This window comes from Bacillus sp. Root131 (assembly GCF_001429475.1).
Lineage (GTDB): Bacteria > Bacillota > Bacilli > Bacillales > Bacillaceae_G > Bacillus_A > Bacillus_A thuringiensis_S.
The window spans coordinates 2,087,143-2,106,163 of record NZ_LMJQ01000001.1; the positions used below are offsets into that span (position 1 = coordinate 2,087,143).

The window sequence follows — 19,021 nt, forward strand, 5'->3', positions numbered from 1 at the left end:
GATTCGACTGTCAAGTATGATGGTCGAATTTTTTTATTATAGGTTGCTTGTCTAAAGGTACCATCTCAATTGTAATGTGTTAAAGAGGTTTCGTCTCATTACATAGGTATATATCCTCTTTAGAGCTCCCTTTTTTAATATTTAAAATATGGAGTGAAATAAAACCAATAACTCCTATTCCGCCGAAAATAAGCCATGGTGTATACATTCCGTTTAAATTGGATGTAAACGATGTCCCGGTATAGTTACCGATGATAAAACCAAATGCGAGTGATAGTTGATAAAATCCGAAGAAAGTGGCTGTATATGATTCATTACTGTAATTTGCAATAGCGATATCAGCGTTAGGTAATACGAGTGTTTCACCGATTGTAAATAAAATTACACAAATAAAGAGCCAATATGGGTGTTGAAATAAAGGAATGAGTAAAAAGGAAATACTCATTAATAAAACACCGTATTTAATAATCGAAAGTGTGTTGTATTTGTGGAATAATTTTCGGAATAATACCATAAATATGACGCCTGTTATCGCATTTATCGTAATAACGAGTGTAGCAAGTTGATTGCTATTACTAATGTTTTTCATATGAAGTGGAAGTGCGACAGTAAGCTGAGTAAACATAATATAGAAGAAAATCATGATAAAGGAAAACAGAAGGAAAGACTTGTTTTGTAAGATGGCCTGTATTCCTAATGTAATAGACGTGTTTTCAGTAGTGACATGGAAGTGATTTTTAAGTAAGTAAAAGATAAAAGCAAATAACAGCATAAGAGATCCTGTTAGAGAGAAAGCGTAGAGTGGATCGAGTAAGAGTAAGAACCCTCCTGCAATTGGTCCGATTATTGCACCGCAATTAAAGCTAAGGTTTAAATATGTAAATAAATTTTTTCTCAAATGAGCTGGCTGTGAGCCAAATATAGCGCGAGCGGCAGGTTCGTAAAATGCAGTTCCGAAGCCAATAAGTGCAGAAGAAATAGAAATTGTATAGAAATCAGAGCATATTCCTAAAGCGATAAATCCGATTCCTCTCAAAAATAAACCAGCTATCATCATAATGATATAGCCTATTTTGTCAGCAATTAACCCTGAGAATAATGGGATAACTCGTGATGTAATTGTCATAACCGTCAACACTGTTCCTACTTGGACAGCAGAAAAATGAAGAAAGGTTAATAGATAAATAGCTAAAAATGCGTATACTGCAAAATACCCAAAAGACATAAAAAATGAAGAAATAAGCATGAAACGTATCGGTGTTGAGAAACTTTTCATAGAAATCCCCCTAATTATGTAACCAGTAAAATTATTTGATGGTTAACTATTTTATACTATAATTATACATAAAGTCAGAAAAAAGTAAATTTTAAGAAGAAGGTGGATCAAATTGAATCAAAACGCTCCAAATGAACTAGAATATATTCGGGAATTTTTAAATACATGGAGAATACCAAACGATACGAGAGAGCCAATTGATTTGCTGCAAACAAAAGAAGATATAAAGCTCTTTATGAAAGAATATTTTGATGAAGAGTTTCCATTTCATACGATAGAGGAATTAAGAAATTTTCGAGAAGATATTCGGATGACAATTGAAGGCGAAGAATCATTGCAAAAATGGTTAGAGAAATACCCATTTCATGTACATATAAAGGAAGATATGAAAGGTATTACATATGAACCAGTATATGAAGAGAATGTGTATACAAAAGTGCTAAGCATTGTGTTAATGTCAATTCAAGAAAATGTGTGGGGAAGGTTAAAAGCATGTCCAGATTGTCGCTGGGTATTTTATGATCATTCGCGAAATGGAAGTAAAAGATGGTGCGGTATGTATGCTGGAGAAGAAGGAGGAAGAGCATGCGGGACGATTGCAAAAGTGAAAAACTACCGGGCGAAGAGAAAAGGGCGATCTGGTTATGATATGTAAGTAATATTAGAGAAAGAAAAATGGATGGGGGGAATGATATGGAAGGCACACAAATGTTAGCTTTAAACAAAAAGTGTTGGGATACAGTTGCACCATATTTCTTTCAAGTGGATTGTTTACCGAAATATGGTCCGTATACGGCGTCTGAAGATGAGATTCATTTGTTCGATTCAATTAGAAATAAAAAAGTTCTTGATATTGGGTGTGGAAGTGGACATTCGTTGCAATATATGGCAGAGCATAGGGCAGAGGAAGTATGGGGTCTTGATCTTTCAAGTGAACAAATTAAAACAGCGAATAAAACGTAAAAGCGTTGGAATCCAAAGTTAATATGCGGAGCAATGGAAGAAGAAGATATTCAGAAAGGGTATTTTGATATTATATATTCCATTTATGCATTAGGTTGGACTTCAAATTTAGGAAAAACAGTAGAGTTTATATATTCCTATTTAAAGCCAGGAGAAAGTTTTATTTTTAGTTGGGAGCACCCAGTATATTCAAACTTACAATATGGTACAGAAGAAGTTGCTATAAAGTCTTCTTATCATGAGGAAACGTCCATTACGTTTGAAACATTTAAAGGAGAAAATGTACAAGCGATATTATATAAGAGAAAAATAAGTACATATATAAATGAGTTAAATAGAGCAGGCTTTATAATTGAGAGAATAGAAGAGCCTGAACCATCGAGCTCGTTTGATGGAGAACTAGCTGAGCCGTCTACGAAATATTATTCTTTATATAAAGCTAGGATGGTACCAACTACTTTTATTATTAAGGCGAGGAAACAAATTGTTTTATAAAAAGAAGCCTATCGTTTCAAATAGTTGAAATGATAGGCTTCTTTATTTTTAAAAAATAAGGTCAGAGGTGTACTTTTTTTAAAAAAATGCATTTCATATAAAAGGTGTAATGATTTTAGGGAAGGGGGATTGTTGTGCGTCATCATAAAAATTGCAAAAAATTCGGAGTGGCACTGCCTCTTCCGCTTATAGGTGCAACTGGTCCAACAGGTAATAGTGGCCCTGTAGGTCCAACTGGAGGGCATGAAGGTCCTGTTGGTCCAACAGGGATGACTGGACCGACGGGAGCAACTGGTCCCCAAGGACCTCAAGGTATCAGGGGAATACAAGGTTCGCGAGGGACAACAGGAGCGCAGGGAATACAAGGAGCTGTTGGTGATACCGGAGAGCAAGGTATAACTGGTCCAACTGGCCTCCAAGGTGCTCAAGGATTAATCGGAAACCAAGGTCCAATTGGTGATATTGGGGTACAAGGATTAGAAGGAACACAGGGAGCTACGGGTCCTGCTGGTAGTCAAGGAATACAGGGCATACAAGGAATACAAGGGGAAGTAGGTGAGCGAGGACAAACAGGGGCACAAGGAATACAAGGAGAGAGAGGGGTAACTGGAGTTCCAGGGGTAACTGGTTCCCAAGGTCCTCAAGGTGTTCAAGGGATACAAGGAGAGCAAGGGGCTACTGGTATACAAGGAGAAGACGGCGCTCAAGGAATACAAGGAATTACTGGAGAACAAGGACACCAAGGTGATCAAGGGGCACAAGGTGTAGTAGGACCAACTGGTTCTACTGGAATACAAGGTCCTCAAGGTATAAGCGGAATAAAGGGAATAACCGGTGTAACAGGCCCTCAAGGTCCACAAGGAGTTCAAGGAATACAAGGAGTAAGTGGATCCACAGGTTTTCAAGGAGCAAAAGGAGTACGAGGGATAACAGGAGCAACTGGTCCCCAAGGAATTCAGGGGATACAAGGAGTGCAAGGTCCAATCGGCCCAACTGGTCCAACCGGCCCTCAAGGTCTACAAGGAATAACCGGCCAGGCGGGCCCAACCGGTCCAATAGGAGCAACCGGTCCGACTGGAGAAACGGGTCCCCAAGGTCCTCAAGGAATTCAAGGATCACAAGGAGAAATGGGTCCAACGGGAGCAACCGGCCCGACTGGAGAAACGGGTCCCCAAGGTCTTCAAGGAATCCAAGGTCCCCAAGGGATAACGGGTCCAACGGGAGCAACCGGCCCGACTGGAGAAACGGGTCCCCAAGGTCTTCAAGGAATCCAAGGTCTCCAAGGGATAACAGGTTCGACGGGAGCAACCGGCCAGACGGGAGTGACTGGTGCCACTGGCCCGACTGGAATACAAGGCATACAAGGAATAACTGGAGCAACAGGGGGAACGGGAGTAACAGGCCCAACCGGCGCCACTGGTCCAACCGGCTTAACTGGAGCAACAGGATCATCTGCTATATCGACAGGTGGTGGCTATTTCTTTTCTACATCAACAAGCACAATTGCAGCAAGTGCCAATATTCCAATTAACTCGGGATCCACTGTATATGGAACTGGTGTATCTTTAACTAGTGCTACAACTGTCACAGTATCGACGCCAGGAATATATTTAGTAAGCTACTATTTCCAAGGGGACGCGACTGGTGGGAATGAAGTAGTATCTGTAAGATTACTATTAAATAGAACACAAGTAACAGGGAGTTTTATACAAAATGTAACGACATCAACTGTAGTATTGGAACCATCTATTTCAAATACGCTTCTTGTAAATGTAGCTAGTGCAAATTCAACGTTTATATTACAAAATGGCCCGCTCGGTGTTGGGCATGTGACTACAATAGCAGGTACGATTACGGCAAGTTTAAATGTAGTGAGAATATTATAAGAAATATAAAAACACAAGGAATGTCTTTTTAGACACACCTTGTGTTTTTGATGTTAAATGAACAATTTTTTATCCTGCATTAACGGGCAGTAAGACACCCACTACAAAATTCAGCTAGAGTAAAGAAGTTAGGTGATAGATCAACGGACCGTAAAAGCCCGATTGGTTTAACTAATAATCAGTGGGGATGCCCCCACTGATTAAAGTTTTGCTTTATCTTTTTGGCTGAAAAATATGTTGAAAGAAGTATTTGTGATGTAAGTTATCTACAATTTTATTTGCTTGATATGTGCGATGTTGTTCGAGTCGAAGTCTTTGCTCCATCATTTTTATTGCGTGATCAGATAAACGTAACATAATACATATCTCCTTTTCTATAAATATAGGTGACTATTTGATATCGATCCCATATTTATAATTAAGGAGGCAAAATGTGTAACATAGGCAAAAAGCACCTTCCTCTCCCATTACGCTTACGAGGTTAGCTGTCGGACTCGGGAAGTGAGAGTTTCCCTACTTAAAAAAAGATTCGCCCCAAGTAGCATAGCTACAAAATTGGTTCCCCCGCTCCAAAATTTGGACTCAGCAAAAGGTATTATAAGGTAAAAGGTAACATAAATAAAACGATTAGTCAAATTATTTTATTTTTTCTGTTTTTTTCAGTTGTGTAAGTACTATTCCATCAGGTAGTTCGGTGTATGTTACTTCAAGGAAGCCGTGTTTTTTATATAATGCGATAGCAGGGGTATTTGCTTTACCTGTTTGTACAATGTATGTCATAGAAGAAGGGAACATGTTAAATATATAAATTAGGAGTTTCGTCGCAATTCCTTTTTGAAAAAAATCGGGCGATACAACTAACCTGTGGATATCAATTAGTTTTTCTTCTTGTACAAAAGAAATAAAGCCGACAAGTTTATTTTCAGAAAAATATCCATAGAATGTTTCAACGCAACTTTGAATATCGTTTACAGTATCATATAAACGGGGTATGGCAGTACTATTTAAGTAGTCCCCTTCAACTTTATAGGCTGGAATTTGAACTTGTAAAATGGATGTTGCTACTTCAAAAGAAGTGGAATTTAACTTAAGAATCATAGATAATGAAGCCTCCTTTGAATATGGTATATTAATATAATTGCTTTATGGGTGAGTTTGACAATATTTTTCTTTTTTGCATATAATATATGTATCTCCATATGTAAAATAGTAGTAAATATATTTCTATAGTGAAATATGATTAGCAATGATAAATACATATGTTTGTATTGAATCATACAAACTATAATAGAAATGGAGGACTAAAAATGGGATGGATTATCACATTAATAGTTGGTGCTATTATAGGTGCAATTGCTAGTTCTATAACGGGTAAAAATTTCCCAGGTGGTATGTTCGGAAATATTATCGCAGGTTTATTAGGTGCTTCGTTAGGTGGTAGATTATTTGGATCCTTTGGGCCATCATTTGGTGGGATTCATGTCGTGCCGGCATTATTAGGTGCAATCGTGTTAATTCTTATTGTATCATTTGTAGTGAAAGCTGCAAGGAAATAGAGATATAGATTATGATGAAGAGCCCTGAATAAGGGCTTTTCATCATTCGAAGAGGTGGTTTCATTGGAGAAAATAAATATAAGAAAAAGAGATAAGTTAAGAAAGTTTTTTAGAGAACAAAATTATTTGGCGGTATTGCTTGGATTTGCGTTATTGTTTATTAATATTTTATTACTAACAAAAATATCATTTGTTTTTACACCGTTTATCGTATTTTTAAAAACAATTTTCTTCCCAGTACTATTGGCAGGCGTGCTATTCTATATTTTGCATCCATTCGTTTCACTTTTAGAAAAGAAAGGTGTTTCAAGAATCGTATCGATAGCCTCAATATACTTAATAGTAATCGGATTATTTGTGTTTTTAGTTGTAACTGTTATCCCTATTATTAAAGATCAAATTGATGCATTAATTGATAACTTACCGTACTTTGGCCATGAGATTGAACAAGCAGCGCGTAGATTCGGGGAAAGTAATTTACTTGGTAAAATTCAGGAGAATTTAAATATTAATGTTGCGAATATGGTAAAAGACTATACAGTTGATTTTACAAAGTCATTATCATCAGTAACTGGGAATGTAACTGGATTCTTGAGTACTGTTACAGAGGTTGTTTTAACATTTGTAATGGTTCCATTTATATTGTTCTATCTTTTAAAAGATGGCGAACAATTGCCGAATCACTTCTTAAAATTCATTTCAGAACAAAGACAACCAGCAGCAATGAGAATACTAGATGATATGCACTATGCGATTAGCTCGTATATTAGAGGGCAAATTATCGTGAGCTTGTTTATCGGTATTATGCTATTAATCGGTTACCTTATTATCGGTATTAAATATGCGGTACTACTTGCGATTTTAGCGATGATTGTAAATATCGTTCCGTACGTAGGACCAATTATTGCTATTACACCAGCGTTAATTATCGCATTTATTGACTCGCCAGCAATGGTGTTAAAAGTAATCATTGTTATGATGGTTGTACAATTAGCAGAAGGTAAATTTATTTCTCCTCAAGTAATGGGGAAAAAGCTAGATATTCACCCAATTACAATCATATTTATCATTTTAACTGCCGGAAACTTATTCGGGATTATGGGCATTATTTTAGCCATTCCAGGATACGCGATATTAAAAGTGTTAGTTACGCACGGTTATAGATTTGTTAAGTTGAATACGTGAAAAAAGAGCTAAAACAGTGGGAACTGTTTTAGCTCTTTTTTATTAACAATTCATTTGCATATTGGCGCGCCCATTGATCCGCTTCCAATATAGCATCTAATGAAGGATCTTTTACGTTATGATGAGCTTCAATTGTTGTGTAAATTGTTTTTTCAATATCGAAAAAGGCAATTTCGTTTTTAAGAAACAGTGCATTTGCAATTTCATTTGCTGCATTTAATACAGCAGGGGTAGTACCACCGATTTTGCCACATTCATATGCGTATTGTAGACAAGGGAACTTCTCTAAATCTGGTTTTTCAAAATGTAAACTACCTAGTTCTAATAAATTTAATTTTTCATAGGAAGAAGGTAGCCGAGTAGGATAGTGAAACGCATATTGAATCGGCATTCTCATATCAGGGGCACCGAGCTGCGCCATAACTGATCCGTCAATAAACTCCACTAAAGAGTGAATGATACTTTCTTTATGAATCATAACATCAATTTTTTTATAAGGAATATCGAATAGCCATTTCGCTTCCATTACTTCAAAACCTTTATTCATTAACGTGGCAGAATCAATCGTTAGTTTTGCACCCATTAGCCAGTTGGGGTGTTTTAAAGCATCCTTCGCTTGTAATGTTTTCATTTCTTCACGTGTTTTATCACGAAAAGCACCGCCAGAAGCTGTAACAATTAACTTGTCAATTTCTTTATTATTTTCTCCGTTTAAACATTGGAAAATAGCTGAATGTTCACTATCAACTGGAATTAAACGACATCCGTTTTGTTTCGCAAGTTCAGTTACAATATGTCCAGCTGCAACTAAAGTTTCTTTATTAGCAATAGCGATATCTTTCTTCGCTTTTAATGCTTCAATTGTTGGGAGTAATCCTGAAACACCGACAACAGAACTTAATACAAGATTTGAATCAGGGTGAGTAGCTACTGCAATTAAGCCATCAGTCCCGTGTGTGATTTTTGTATTTGCTGAAATACGCGTACGAAGCGTGTCTGCTAAGTCTTTTGTCGCAACGCTTACAATACGAGGTTGAAACGTTTTGATTTGTTGCTCAAGAAGATCAATGTTATAATTTGCGGTTAAACCGACGATTTTGAAATGTTCAGGATGAGCTGAAACAACATCTAATGCAGATGTGCCGATGGATCCTGTGGAACCTAAAATGGATATATATTTTACCATGAAAAAACCTCCAAAGTTGTTTTGAATATTTCTGCAAACCTATATAAGATTAGACAATTGAAGTGGAAATTCCTGCTATATAAAACGGAAAATTTAGGTTTATTTGAAAGTTAAATGTGATAAACTGTAAAAAAAACCTAAAAGCAATGAAAGAGAAGAGTACATATTCGAAACTTTTCAGAGAGCTGATATGTGGTGAGAATCAGTAAGGGATGAATATGGAATGGGCTCTGGAGCTTCTAACTGAAATGAGTAGGTAAAGACGGTTACTTCACGTTAAGAAGTTGAAGTGAGCTATAATGATAGCTAATTAAGGTGGTATCGCGGGAGTTTCTCGTCCTTTTTAAGGATGAGAGGCTCTTTTTATTTTGAGAAAGGAGGAGTTAGTGTGAGTGAAAAAATAATGTTAACAGGAATTAAGCCGACAGGTTATCCGCATTTAGGGAATTATATTGGGGCGATAAAACCTGCATTGCAAATGTCAAAGAAGAATGAAGGAAAAGCATTGTATTTCATAGCTGATTATCATGCGTTAAATGCTGTACATAATCCAAGTCAGTTTAGTAATTATACGAAAGAGGTATCCGCTACTTGGTTATCACTCGGACTTGGTGAAGATGTTATTTTTTATCGGCAAACAGAAGTGCCGGAGATTCTAGAATTAGCTTGGATATTAGCTTGCCTAACTCCGAAAGGGCTTATGAATCGTGCCCATGCGTATAAAGCGAAGGTGGAGCAAAATAAAGAAGCAGGTTTAGAGATAGATGCGGGAGTGAATATGGGATTATATACGTACCCGATTTTAATGGCTGCTGATATATTACTATTTCAAGCGACGCATGTACCAGTAGGAAAAGACCAAATTCAGCATATTGAAATTGCTCGTGATATTGCGACGTATTTTAATCATACATTTGGTATGACATTTACGCTTCCGGAGTATGTCATACAAGAAGAAGGTGCCATTTTACCTGGTCTTGATGGAAGGAAGATGAGTAAAAGTTACGGAAATGTAATCCCATTATTTGCAGATCAAGAAAAACTACGAAAATTAATATTTAAAATCAAAACAGATTCTTCACTTCCGAATGAACCGAAAGAACTAGAAACATTATTTATGACATATAAAGAATTTGCGATGGAAGATGAAATACAGTCGATGCGCGAAAAGTATGAAACTGGAATCGGATGGGGCGATGTGAAAAAAGAGTTGTTTCGCGTTGTAGACCGCGAATTAGCCGGACCTCGTGAGAAATACGCTATGTATATGAATGAGCCAAATTTATTATACGAAGCGTTAGAAAAAGGGGCCGAGCGGGCAAGAGGAATTGCGAAGGTAAATTTAGCGGAAATTAAAAAACGGATTGGATTTGAGCGTTCCCTTGTTTTTTTATAAAAAAATCGAACGAAATTTAAATTTGTTACCAATATAGAGTGAGGGAGGGATAGAAATGGTTACAATTCTCGAATTAAAAATGTTACTAGTTCAAATAGGAACAGAAATTGTACCACCTAGTAATTTGAAAGAAAAAATTTTAATTCAGGTTAATTTGGTGAAGGGAATAAAACTTAATAATGTTGAGGTGTATAATGATGAGTGAAGTTGTGTTAGCAGTTCAAGATTTAAGTAAAACATATGAGAGTGTAGATACAAATGTTAGGGCGTTACAAAATGTATCTTTGGAGTTAAATAAAGGAGAACTCCTTGCCATAATGGGGACGAGTGGATCTGGGAAGAGTACATTACTTAACATACTTGGTGCTTTAGACAAGCCTGATGAGGGAGTTGTATATGTAAATGGTGAAGTGCCTAACAATATGTTTGTTGAACCATATGCGACGGAATACAGGCGGGATAACATAGGATTTATTTTTCAGTCATTCCATTTATTAAAGGATTTATCTGTAGAAGAAAATATTGCATTACCCCTCATATTATCAGCTGATTCAGAAGCGGAGATACGAGAAAAAACAAATAAAATATTAGATGTTCTTGGTTTAGTAAATTGGAGAAATCATCGACCAGTTCAGCTTTCTGGGGGACAACAACAACGTGTTGCAATTGGTAGGGCGTTAATAACATCTCCTCCAATTGTTCTTGCAGATGAACCTACTGGAAATTTAGATTTCAATACGTCTAATGATATTTTACGAGTACTAGTCGATATGAAACAAAGATTCAATCAAAGTATGATTCTTGTTACTCATGATCCTCACATTGCTACGTATGCAGATCGGGTTCTCTTCTTTCATGATGGAGAAAATGTTGATGATTATACGTGTACTCATGGAGTAAATGATATGAATATCATTTTAGATAAATTTAAAAAATTACTGGAGAAATCAAAATGATAAAATCAGTACGAGGATTAAGTTTACGCTTTTTTAAGACGAATAAATTCACTGCTATTTCCTCTATAGTTAGCGTTATGTTGGCTGTTTCTCTAATTATTACGATGGTTGTATTTTCGAGTCATGCGAAACAGTCTGTTATAAATGAAGTGAAAAATGTATATGGAGATATGGATTTATCAGTTGGATATAACCCTGATCAAAATAAGTTGATGGATAAATCTTTACTACAAAATATTAAAGAACAAAAAAATATTGAATACATATCAAAAGTATTAGTAAATCATTTGCAAGTGAATAAATTGAATACCGCTATTTATACAGTAGGTGTTCAAAATGATTCGTTATCGAAAAGTCGATATCACTTTTCTAAAAATCTATCAAATGAAGAAGTAACATTAAATCATGGATTAGCAGAAACTCTACAAGTAAACGTTGGGGAAAAGATTGAAATAGAAAATAAATCCTATGTAGTAAAAGAAGTGTTATCTGATATAGAAGCTGGAGGTTCAGCTCCAGATATACTCGTTTTATCGAAAGGTGCGGTGAAACAGCACGTATATGAAAAAACGGGTAAACACAATGAAGCTACTTATGTGTTGATAAAAGTAAAAGCGAATGCGGATGTACTAGCTTTGTCTAATCAAATTCATAAAATAGACAAAGAATTAAGAATCGATATTGCGGAGGAAGACGAGTTTTTAAAAAGTAACTTAGCTTCATTACATATTTTTATAGTTATTTTATCTGTATTAATACTTATTATTACTTCATTATTATTAATGTCTAATTTTGAAGTGTTTTTATATAAATATAAAAGTCAATTTGCGATTATGCGATCAATGGGAGCAACAACGAAACAAATGTTTACAGTTATATTCATTCAATGTAGTGTAATTAATTTCTTTGGTGGAATATTTGGTTTGTTACTAGCTGTAATAAGTAACCGTTTTTTACAAAGTTGGCTAGAGCATTTATTTGCTTTTCAAATTAATTCGATGAGTTTCGACTATAAACTAGCAATTGTAACTGTGATTTGTAGTATCTTTTTTATTGAACTGTTTATGTTATATCCGTCATATAGAAGTTCGAAAATATTGCCAGTAAAGCTTATGCGCGAAAATGAAGAATCTGATTTTTCTAATAATAAAACACGCAGTATTATGGGGAAATTCCTTTTAATTAGTAGCATAGTTTTAACTGCTTTAGGTGGATTTGTAGCAAATACTGGAGATACGCAGGCGATAGTGATATTAATAGGATCTATATTTCTTGTTTTAGGAGTGTATGTTTTATTTCCTATTTATCTTTCTTGGATATTAAAATTATGTCTACCTATGATGAAAAAAATATTTGGAAGGAATACATTTGTTGCTATTAAAAATTTAATTCCACAAGTGAGAAAAAATACATTTGTTATCTTAATGATAAGTACAATGATGGTGATAGTTGTCTTCGGCTCCACTATATTTAAAACGATGCAAAAAAATAATGAAAGATATTTAAAACGAGAATTTCCAACACATATTGTTGTGGAAAATCGTTTGACTAATGATTCAACCATTACCTTACCTCATATACAAAACATATTTAAAGAAATAAGTAGTGTAAAAGGAGCTAGTACAATTAGTACGAACTCACTGACAGAATTAAAACAAGGTGAAAATTATATTACTTTTGACTATAATTTAGGTGATTTAAAGGAAATGGAAAAGCAAGGATTACTGTCAGAAGTACCTGCAAATTTGGAGAATAGTATAATTGTTACAAAAGAGTTAGCGGAGCGGTATAAACTTCATGTAGGTGATATCGTTCAATTGGGTCTATTTTCAGAACAGGAACAAAAAGTTAGACCGACTAGTAAGGTAGAAATCGGATTAATTGTTAACGAGCTACCGAACTCTCCTTCAGTACTTATGGATTGGAGTAATGTAACATATAAACAAGATTATACAGTTTTTGAGCGGGCATTTATTAGTTCAAATAACGAGAGAGAGACGTTGGAGCAATTAAAGAAAGTGAAAGGTCAATATCCACAATTAAAAATAAATAGTTATACTCAATCGTTAAAACAATCTAATTTAATGTTTCAGCAAAGGTGGTCCATTTTCATCGTTGTTATTGTAGTAATTTTGTTTAGTGTAACATTAGGGGTATGTAATACACTTATAAATAATATTCAATCTAAAAGAAAAGAGTATGCTATTTTACGAGCAATAACAGTTAAGAAAAAAGGGATTGTACAAATTATTTTGACGCAAGTTAATTTATATGTACTTATTGGAATCGTACTAGGGGCTGTTATAGGAGCATTATTAACCTATATGGTAAGTATAATAGATCGTACACCTGTATTTTTTGATTTCAAACTTATCGTAACGGTAATAGCGGGGATGTTCGGAATAGTCCTTATTATTTTTATACCTTTTGCTAATAGAATAGGGAAAAGGGACATTGTAGAAGAGTTAAATAAGGATAATAAATAAAAGAGGTTAACCCAAGTTGCTATTCAGCTACTTTTGGGTCAATCTCTTTTTATTAACAATTGATTTGAATATTGGTGTGCTCATTAATAAATGTATAGTATAGCCCCTAAAGGAGAGGATTTCATATGATGATGAGTCTCAATGGTTTTAATGAAAAACAATGGATCAATCATTATATTAGTTAAATGCCACCAAGTAATATCATTAGGTGAAGTAAGAATTCACATTTCCTTTCAAAACTTATTAGTTGCACATATTAAAAAATATGCTAATATAGGGATACTTATTAAACTTGTTTAATAAGTATAATTAAAGTCACTTATTAAAGAAGTTTAATAAGTGGATCTCATTCAATAAAAAAGGAGATGAATGTATGAAAACGGAGAAAGAAAAGATGGTGGCAGGAGAAATGTATATGCCAGATGATGAAGAGTTAGTAGCTGATAGAACTGAAGCAAAACGTTTAACACGCCTTTATAATGAGGCGATGGAGATAGGAGATGAAAAACGTTTTACGTTATTAAATCAGCTTTTAGGTTCTTCAGCTGATGGGAAAGCCCAAATTAATCCTGATTTTCGTTGTGATTATGGCTACAATATCCATGTTGGAAAGAGCTTTTTCGCAAATTTTAATTGTGTGATTTTGGACGTTTGTGAAGTGCGAATCGGTGATAATTGTATGTTTGCACCAGGTGTTCACATTTATACTGCTACGCATCCGTTGCATCCGGTAGAGCGGAACTCTGGTAAAGAATATGGAAAGCCAGTAAAGGTAGGTAACAATGTTTGGGTTGGCGGGGGAGCTATTATTAACCCTGGTATTTCAATTGGAGACAACGCTGTAATTGCTTCAGGGGCAGTTGTGACAAAAGATGTACCTCATAATGTAGTAGTTGGTGGTAATCCAGCTAAAGTTATTAAAACGATAGAAGAATAAAGGGCGTTTTCAACAGTTCGTAAATTATCGTATAGACAATGTGAAAGGTGTTTCATATGGAGAAATATAGTGCGGACAATCATAAAAAGAGATTACTTGCCTCTCGAAATGCTCTTTTTCTCTTATTTGCTTTGCCAGGTGTGGCATTTGCTACATGGATTTCAAGAACAGCAACTACTCGAGATATGTTAGCAGTGTCAAATGCAGAAATGGGCTGGATTTTGTTCGGACTATCTGTTGGTTCAATAATTGGTTTACTGAGTGCAAGCCGCTTCATTGACTGTAAGGGAGCTAGAGACGTTATTATAGGCAGCATGTTTTTTATGATTGTTGGATTGATTTGTTTAGGTATAAATATTTATTTTGTTTCTAGTATGGGGGCTTTTAGTAGCTTACTAGTATTTGGAGTAGGCTACGGATTGGCGGAAGTCGCATTGAATGTAGAAGGTTCTTCCATTGAGCAGAAATTAGGAACAACTCTTCTTCCAAAATTTCATGGCTTTTTTAGTGTAGGAACTTTAGTAGGCGCGCTCAGTGGTTCTGTCGCAGCGTCGCTTCACATCCCGATTCTGTATCAGTTTCTTGTGATTTCGGTCATGTTTCTATTACTTGTATGTATGGTGTATCGTTTTCTTCCGCATGGAACAGGAAAGAAGGAGAAATCGCGGAACAAAAGGAGAGAGAAGCGTACTTCCTTACGTATGGAAAAAAAGGTGCTTTTAATTGGTCTTTTTGTGCTTGGAATGGCATTTGCAGAAGGTAGTGCAAATGATTGGCTACCTATCGTGATGGTAGATGGACATGAGCAAAGTATAGTGGCAGGTTCTATTATGTACGCAATTTTTGTATTAGCAATGACGTTAACTCGTATGTGTAGCAGCTATTTCCTTGATCGATTCGGTCGTGTCGCTGTCGTACGTGCCACTATTATGATGGCGATTCTAGGAATTTCAATCGTAATATTTGGGAGTAATTCGTATTTTCTAGCATTTGGCGTAGTACTGTGGGGGATTGGTGCAGCGCTAGGGTTCCCAATTGGTCTGTCAGCTGCTGGAGATGACCGTGAAAATGCGACTTCTAATGTTGCTGCAGTTTCTATCATTGGTTATACAGCCTTTTTAGTCGGACCACCATTTTTAGGGATACTTGGGGAAGCATTCGGAATACGTAATGCCTTGCTAGCTGTTTTATTATTTGTTCTTTTGTCTGGAATTGTATCGTCTATTACAAGAGAGAATACATCGAGCTAAATAAGGGTTGCATGCAGCGGAAATATATCATCTCTATTGCTTTAGAAAATGATGTATGATATATTGTCAACGCAACTTATTAAAAGTGTTTAATAAGTATGTTGATTAAGGTGGTGAGCGATTTGAGTGAACAATTTGTTACTCAAAAATCAATTAAAGAGACGATCCTTCGCGGCATTCGTACGGCTCTTCTAGAGCAAGGAAGTGCGACGAAAGTTGAACTTAGTAATACATTAGAAATTAGTTTTCCAACGATAAGTAAATTTATAGAAAATATGAAACAAGATGGTGAAGTCACTTTAGTCGGTTTAGATGATTCAAGTGGCGGAAGAAGAGCGAAACGATATGCGTATAATCCAGAATATATGTTAGGATTAGCGATATTTTTAGAAAAAAATGAGACGAATTATACAATTTTTAACTGTTTAGGGGAAGTAAAAGAACAAGGGAGTACTTCAAGTGCATTAATTGATGCGGGACTAAGCGTATTAACAGAACATATAGAAAGTCTTATAGCTATGTTTCCAAAAATAAGTTCTATATCAATTGGTGTCCCTGGTGCGGTCGATAATGGGCGTATTTTCTATATTCCTGGATATGAAAAGTTTCAAAATTTTAATTTGAAAAGTCACTTTGAGGAACTGTTTTCTATACCAGTAGTAATAGAAAACGATATGAATGCTGCAGTGCTCGGGTATCATAAAAACACGAGGAATAATGACAATTCCTCTCTTGTATATTTGTATTCAGGTCAAAATGGCCCAGGTGCGGGGATTATGGTAAATGGAGATGTCGTACGCGGAAGTACATTTTTCTCAGGAGAGATATCTTTCGTTCCGCAGTATGATAATAAAAATTTCTTACAAGCTTTGAGAAGTGGGGATTCGCATAATTCAGAGGAATATAATATAGATGCTATTACTCGTTTAATAGCTACATGTATAGCTATTATTAACCCTCATACGTTTATCTTCTGTGATGATGAAGTGAATCAATTTGTAATAGATCAAATTGTAAAAAGTTGTCCGCAGTACATTCCGGCGGAACATATTCCGAAAATAACAGTGAGTAATTGGAAAGAAGATTATTTATATGGATTAAAAAGTCTTGGACTTGATCTTATGATTACTAGAACGAATAAAGAAAATTAAATGTGCTGGCAATGAAGCATCCAATTGTCAATTGAATAGCATAAAAGAAAAGGTGTCGATTATGAAAATTGAACATGTAGCAATTTGGGTGAATGATTTAGAAGGAATGTGTGATTTCTATAAACAGTACTTCGGTGGTGAAGAAAATAGCTTATATCACAATCCGAAAAAGCAGTTTGAATCTTATTTCATAACTTTTGAAGGTGGTGCGCGTCTAGAACTTATGAGACAAGTAGGGATAGACGATAAAATAAAAACACAAACAGTAGGATATGCGCATATTGCTTTTTCTGTAGGTAATAAAGAAAAGGTGAACGAATTAACTCATACATTAAGAGAAGCAGGGTACCCTGTGTTAAACGGCCCACGAACTACAGGGGATGGTTACTATGAAAGTGTAGTAAGTGATCCTGAAGGGAATCAGATTGAGATAACAATCTAACATTATATTTACTAATAAAAAATAAAATTTTGTTGTTCCCCCAAATGTTTACGAGAAACCTATTATTTCTGCAGAAAGGGGGACATAACATTGAGTGAAATCATTTTTATTTTCTGTATATATCCATTGCTTATTTGTATTTTTTCAATAGCTGTGACATATAAAGTAGGTACATTTTACGCGATGCCAATTGTAACATTTCTTATTTTTCTTATGTTAAGTGTTACAGTGCACGATCCAGCATTTTTCTTTTGGGTTGGCATGTATACTATTCTTTCATTTATTGTTTCTTATATAACTATCCTTTTTATAAAGGGATATAAAGTTGTAGAAAGAGAGCGTTAATATCATTTTGAGGAAATAGGGATTTACGGTGAACGATAACAACCTCATTTCACGTTGTAATGACGGGAAATGAGGTTGTTTTATTTATATTTTTAATTAGAGTGATGAAAATCGCGAAGAATCCCCTCAATGACTGGATGAAGAGTACTAGGTAACTCATCAAACGGAAAGAAACGTAATTCTTTTGACTCAGTTTTATCACATATAAGCTCCCCGTGAAATTCGCGGCAAATATAAACAACGAGTACACCATGTACTTGATCGCCGTTTGGATAGATTTCAAAGAAATCTGGCCCTGAGTATGTACGGAATAGTTCTGGATTTTTAATAATAAGTCCAGTTTCTTCAAATACTTCTCGTTTTAAAGCACCTTCTAACGTTTCGTTATATTCTAAGGCACCCCCAATAATGCCCCATCGGTTAAAATCTGTCCGAAGCTGCAGTAATACTTCATCTTTTTCATTTAATATAATGGCATGTGATCCTATTAAAATAAGTGGATGATTTCCTACTAGATTTCTCATGTCTTCAATGTAGCCCATATTTTTGCTCCTTGTATTTAATAATAGTTAGGGAGTTCTTTTAACATTCTTTCTGTTTTACGCGCTGTAAAAGCTAAGTTATGGTCATCTTTCGTTCTGAAAAATAATGTGCGTAAAAAGGTTTTAATGTTGGCGCATAAAATACAATACTCATTAAGTGAAAGGCGTTTTCTAATTTGAGGAAGCCTTTTTATTTTTTTATGAATAATAGAAATTAACTCGTTTTGAGGAAAATCATGATACAGCATTGCTAGTAATGGAGTAACAATGCGTTCATCTTCATTATTATGAAAAAGGTCAGATGGAATAAAAATTTTATTTAATAAACAATGAATTAATTCTTCGTACCATTCAAAGGTCGTATACGTATTATGAACAATTTCGGTGAAAGCATCAGATACGTGAGCAAGACAATGAGCCCATCCTTTGTTTTCAATATAGCCTCGAAAATCCGTTTCTAAGTTTGTATATGTAATGAGTTTATTTTTTATTTCTTCGATATCCTCCTCTGTACAAAAGTAGTGCGAATTAGCGAATTGGAGTATTAACGCAATTAACGAAACAGTGTAAGAACGTGTGAAAACCCCATCTGTATGTGGGGAGTAAATGTCACAATATAAATACTCATCACTTAAACAAGTTTGCAGAAGTAATTTCAGCTGATCGTCCATAAGGAATTCATGATGAATGAAATGCGCAAAACATTTATATATAAGTTGGTAACGAACGTAGCTATCAGTCGTTCCGATATACTGAAGCATGTTCAAAGTTAACTCATTTACATCTATATGTTGCAGTTGCGTATAGTCATTTTGTTGTATAAGCTCTAACTGTTGTTGCAATGCTGTAATATCCAATGGAGAACCTCCTCCGCACTTTAAAGATGCGATCTTTTCTAGTATTCTATATATTCAAGGACAATCCTGCTCATGCAAGGAGAACGATTAGAAATTCGAGTATGATATAGAT

19 protein-coding genes, 1 pseudogene, 1 riboswitch and 1 other annotated feature are annotated in these 19,021 nt (G+C 35.3%); of the genes and pseudogenes, 14 read left to right on the forward strand and 6 right to left on the reverse strand.

The window, feature by feature from the left end; translation table 11 throughout:
- Window positions 1-79 precede the first annotated feature (79 nt).
- Entirely contained in the window at window positions 80-1,276 is a 1,197-nt protein-coding gene (locus tag ASE54_RS10480; RefSeq protein WP_000834868.1) for an MFS transporter, read from the reverse strand.
- Window positions 1,277-1,388: 112 nt separating this feature from the next.
- On the opposite strand from ASE54_RS10480, the gene ASE54_RS10485 reads away from it, so the two are divergent.
- From ASE54_RS10485 to ASE54_RS10500, 3 genes and pseudogenes are all read left to right on the forward strand, one after another.
- Window positions 1,389-1,931 (forward strand): CGNR zinc finger domain-containing protein, encoded by a 543-nt coding sequence (locus ASE54_RS10485; protein ID WP_001072948.1) that lies wholly within the window; start codon window positions 1,389-1,391, stop codon window positions 1,929-1,931.
- Between the two features lie 38 nt (window positions 1,932-1,969).
- A pseudogene (locus ASE54_RS36810) lies at window positions 1,970-2,734 on the forward strand (class I SAM-dependent methyltransferase).
- A 134-nt stretch (window positions 2,735-2,868) separates the two neighbouring features.
- Window positions 2,869-4,620 carry a collagen-like protein gene (locus ASE54_RS10500; protein WP_001215784.1) on the forward strand — a complete coding sequence of 584 codons (1,752 nt, stop codon included), beginning with the start codon at window positions 2,869-2,871 and terminating at the stop codon, window positions 4,618-4,620.
- Between the two features lie 213 nt (window positions 4,621-4,833).
- On the opposite strand, the gene ASE54_RS36305 is transcribed toward ASE54_RS10500, so the two are convergent.
- Entirely contained in the window at window positions 4,834-4,977 is a 144-nt protein-coding gene (locus ASE54_RS36305; RefSeq protein ID WP_000945244.1) for a hypothetical protein, read from the reverse strand.
- A 97-nt stretch (window positions 4,978-5,074) separates the two neighbouring features.
- A riboswitch (cyclic di-AMP (ydaO/yuaA leader) is annotated at window positions 5,075-5,218 on the reverse strand.
- Between the two features lie 38 nt (window positions 5,219-5,256).
- Entirely contained in the window at window positions 5,257-5,718 is a 462-nt protein-coding gene (locus ASE54_RS10505; RefSeq protein ID WP_000601236.1) for a GNAT family N-acetyltransferase, read from the reverse strand.
- A gap of 209 nt (window positions 5,719-5,927) precedes the next feature.
- On the opposite strand from ASE54_RS10505, the gene ASE54_RS10510 reads away from it, so the two are divergent.
- On the forward strand, window positions 5,928-6,176 hold the full coding sequence (locus tag ASE54_RS10510) for a GlsB/YeaQ/YmgE family stress response membrane protein (RefSeq protein WP_000539733.1): 249 nt from the start codon (window positions 5,928-5,930) through the stop codon (window positions 6,174-6,176).
- A 63-nt stretch (window positions 6,177-6,239) separates the two neighbouring features.
- Entirely contained in the window at window positions 6,240-7,361 is a 1,122-nt protein-coding gene (locus ASE54_RS10515; protein ID WP_000411479.1) for an AI-2E family transporter, read from the forward strand.
- Between the two features lie 28 nt (window positions 7,362-7,389).
- Here ASE54_RS10515 and ASE54_RS10520 read toward each other — a convergent pair whose 3' ends face one another.
- Window positions 7,390-8,547: a 1-deoxy-D-xylulose-5-phosphate reductoisomerase gene (locus ASE54_RS10520; RefSeq protein ID WP_000241790.1), complete on the reverse strand. Its 1,158-nt coding sequence runs from the start codon at window positions 8,545-8,547 to the stop codon at window positions 7,390-7,392.
- 137 nt (window positions 8,548-8,684) lie between these two features.
- Window positions 8,685-8,892: a binding site (T-box leader), on the forward strand.
- Between the two features lie 4 nt (window positions 8,893-8,896).
- Here ASE54_RS10520 and ASE54_RS10525 point away from each other — a divergent pair.
- From ASE54_RS10525 to ASE54_RS10560, 9 genes are all read left to right on the forward strand, one after another.
- Window positions 8,897-9,943 (forward strand): tryptophan--tRNA ligase, encoded by a 1,047-nt coding sequence (locus ASE54_RS10525; protein WP_003260476.1) that lies wholly within the window; start codon window positions 8,897-8,899, stop codon window positions 9,941-9,943.
- A gap of 55 nt (window positions 9,944-9,998) precedes the next feature.
- The gene (locus ASE54_RS36310) at window positions 9,999-10,148 is read left to right on the forward strand and encodes a hypothetical protein (protein WP_000256361.1); all 150 of its coding nucleotides are present in this window, start codon (window positions 9,999-10,001) and stop codon (window positions 10,146-10,148) included.
- Window positions 10,141-10,899, forward strand: a complete 759-nt coding sequence (locus ASE54_RS10530) for an ABC transporter ATP-binding protein (protein ID WP_000005818.1) — start codon at window positions 10,141-10,143, stop codon at window positions 10,897-10,899. Before ASE54_RS36310 ends, ASE54_RS10530 begins: the two co-directional genes overlap by 8 nt.
- Window positions 10,896-13,385, forward strand: a complete 2,490-nt coding sequence (locus ASE54_RS35675; protein ID WP_000597768.1) for an FtsX-like permease family protein — start codon at window positions 10,896-10,898, stop codon at window positions 13,383-13,385. Before ASE54_RS10530 ends, ASE54_RS35675 begins: the two co-directional genes overlap by 4 nt.
- 373 nt (window positions 13,386-13,758) lie before the next feature.
- A complete protein-coding gene (locus tag ASE54_RS10540) occupies window positions 13,759-14,322 on the forward strand; it encodes a maltose acetyltransferase domain-containing protein (protein ID WP_000845634.1) in 564 nt (187 codons plus the stop codon).
- A 56-nt stretch (window positions 14,323-14,378) separates the two neighbouring features.
- Window positions 14,379-15,572 (forward strand): MFS transporter, encoded by a 1,194-nt coding sequence (locus ASE54_RS10545; protein ID WP_000417594.1) that lies wholly within the window; start codon window positions 14,379-14,381, stop codon window positions 15,570-15,572.
- A gap of 122 nt (window positions 15,573-15,694) precedes the next feature.
- Window positions 15,695-16,723, forward strand: coding sequence for an ROK family protein (locus ASE54_RS10550; protein ID WP_000003031.1), 1,029 nt, complete (start codon window positions 15,695-15,697; stop codon window positions 16,721-16,723).
- 61 nt (window positions 16,724-16,784) lie between these two features.
- A complete protein-coding gene (locus ASE54_RS10555) occupies window positions 16,785-17,165 on the forward strand; it encodes a VOC family protein (RefSeq protein WP_000687550.1) in 381 nt (126 codons plus the stop codon).
- A gap of 90 nt (window positions 17,166-17,255) precedes the next feature.
- Window positions 17,256-17,510, forward strand: a complete 255-nt coding sequence (locus ASE54_RS10560) for a YbeF family protein (RefSeq protein WP_001289513.1) — start codon at window positions 17,256-17,258, stop codon at window positions 17,508-17,510.
- Between the two features lie 92 nt (window positions 17,511-17,602).
- Here the strand turns inward: ASE54_RS10560 and ASE54_RS10565 are convergent, their stop codons facing one another.
- Both ASE54_RS10565 and ASE54_RS10570 read right to left on the reverse strand, forming a co-directional pair.
- Window positions 17,603-18,052 carry an NUDIX hydrolase gene (locus ASE54_RS10565; protein WP_000540465.1) on the reverse strand — a complete coding sequence of 150 codons (450 nt, stop codon included), beginning with the start codon at window positions 18,050-18,052 and terminating at the stop codon, window positions 17,603-17,605.
- A 17-nt stretch (window positions 18,053-18,069) separates the two neighbouring features.
- Entirely contained in the window at window positions 18,070-18,909 is an 840-nt protein-coding gene (locus tag ASE54_RS10570; RefSeq protein ID WP_000355454.1) for a DUF2785 domain-containing protein, read from the reverse strand.
- Window positions 18,910-19,021 lie beyond the last annotated feature (112 nt).

Bases quoted from the DNA above. Each gene is read 5' to 3' on its own strand.
- ASE54_RS10480 (WP_000834868.1), bottom strand. From the start codon at position 1,276: ATGAAAAGTTTCTCAACACCGATACGTTTCATGCTTATTTCTTCATTT.
- ASE54_RS36305 (WP_000945244.1), bottom strand. From the start codon at position 4,977: ATGTTACGTTTATCTGATCACGCAATAAAAATGATGGAGCAAAGACTT.
- ASE54_RS10505 (WP_000601236.1), bottom strand. From the start codon at position 5,718: ATGATTCTTAAGTTAAATTCCACTTCTTTTGAAGTAGCAACATCCATT.
- ASE54_RS10510 (WP_000539733.1), top strand. From the start codon at position 5,928: ATGGGATGGATTATCACATTAATAGTTGGTGCTATTATAGGTGCAATT.
- ASE54_RS10520 (WP_000241790.1), bottom strand. From the start codon at position 8,547: ATGGTAAAATATATATCCATTTTAGGTTCCACAGGATCCATCGGCACA.
- ASE54_RS10525 (WP_003260476.1), top strand. From the start codon at position 8,897: ATGAGAGGCTCTTTTTATTTTGAGAAAGGAGGAGTTAGTGTGAGTGAA.
- ASE54_RS36310 (WP_000256361.1), top strand. From the start codon at position 9,999: ATGGTTACAATTCTCGAATTAAAAATGTTACTAGTTCAAATAGGAACA.
- ASE54_RS10530 (WP_000005818.1), top strand. From the start codon at position 10,141: ATGAGTGAAGTTGTGTTAGCAGTTCAAGATTTAAGTAAAACATATGAG.
- ASE54_RS35675 (WP_000597768.1), top strand. From the start codon at position 10,896: ATGATAAAATCAGTACGAGGATTAAGTTTACGCTTTTTTAAGACGAAT.
- ASE54_RS10540 (WP_000845634.1), top strand. From the start codon at position 13,759: ATGAAAACGGAGAAAGAAAAGATGGTGGCAGGAGAAATGTATATGCCA.
- ASE54_RS10545 (WP_000417594.1), top strand. From the start codon at position 14,379: ATGGAGAAATATAGTGCGGACAATCATAAAAAGAGATTACTTGCCTCT.
- ASE54_RS10555 (WP_000687550.1), top strand. From the start codon at position 16,785: ATGAAAATTGAACATGTAGCAATTTGGGTGAATGATTTAGAAGGAATG.
- ASE54_RS10565 (WP_000540465.1), bottom strand. From the start codon at position 18,052: ATGGGCTACATTGAAGACATGAGAAATCTAGTAGGAAATCATCCACTT.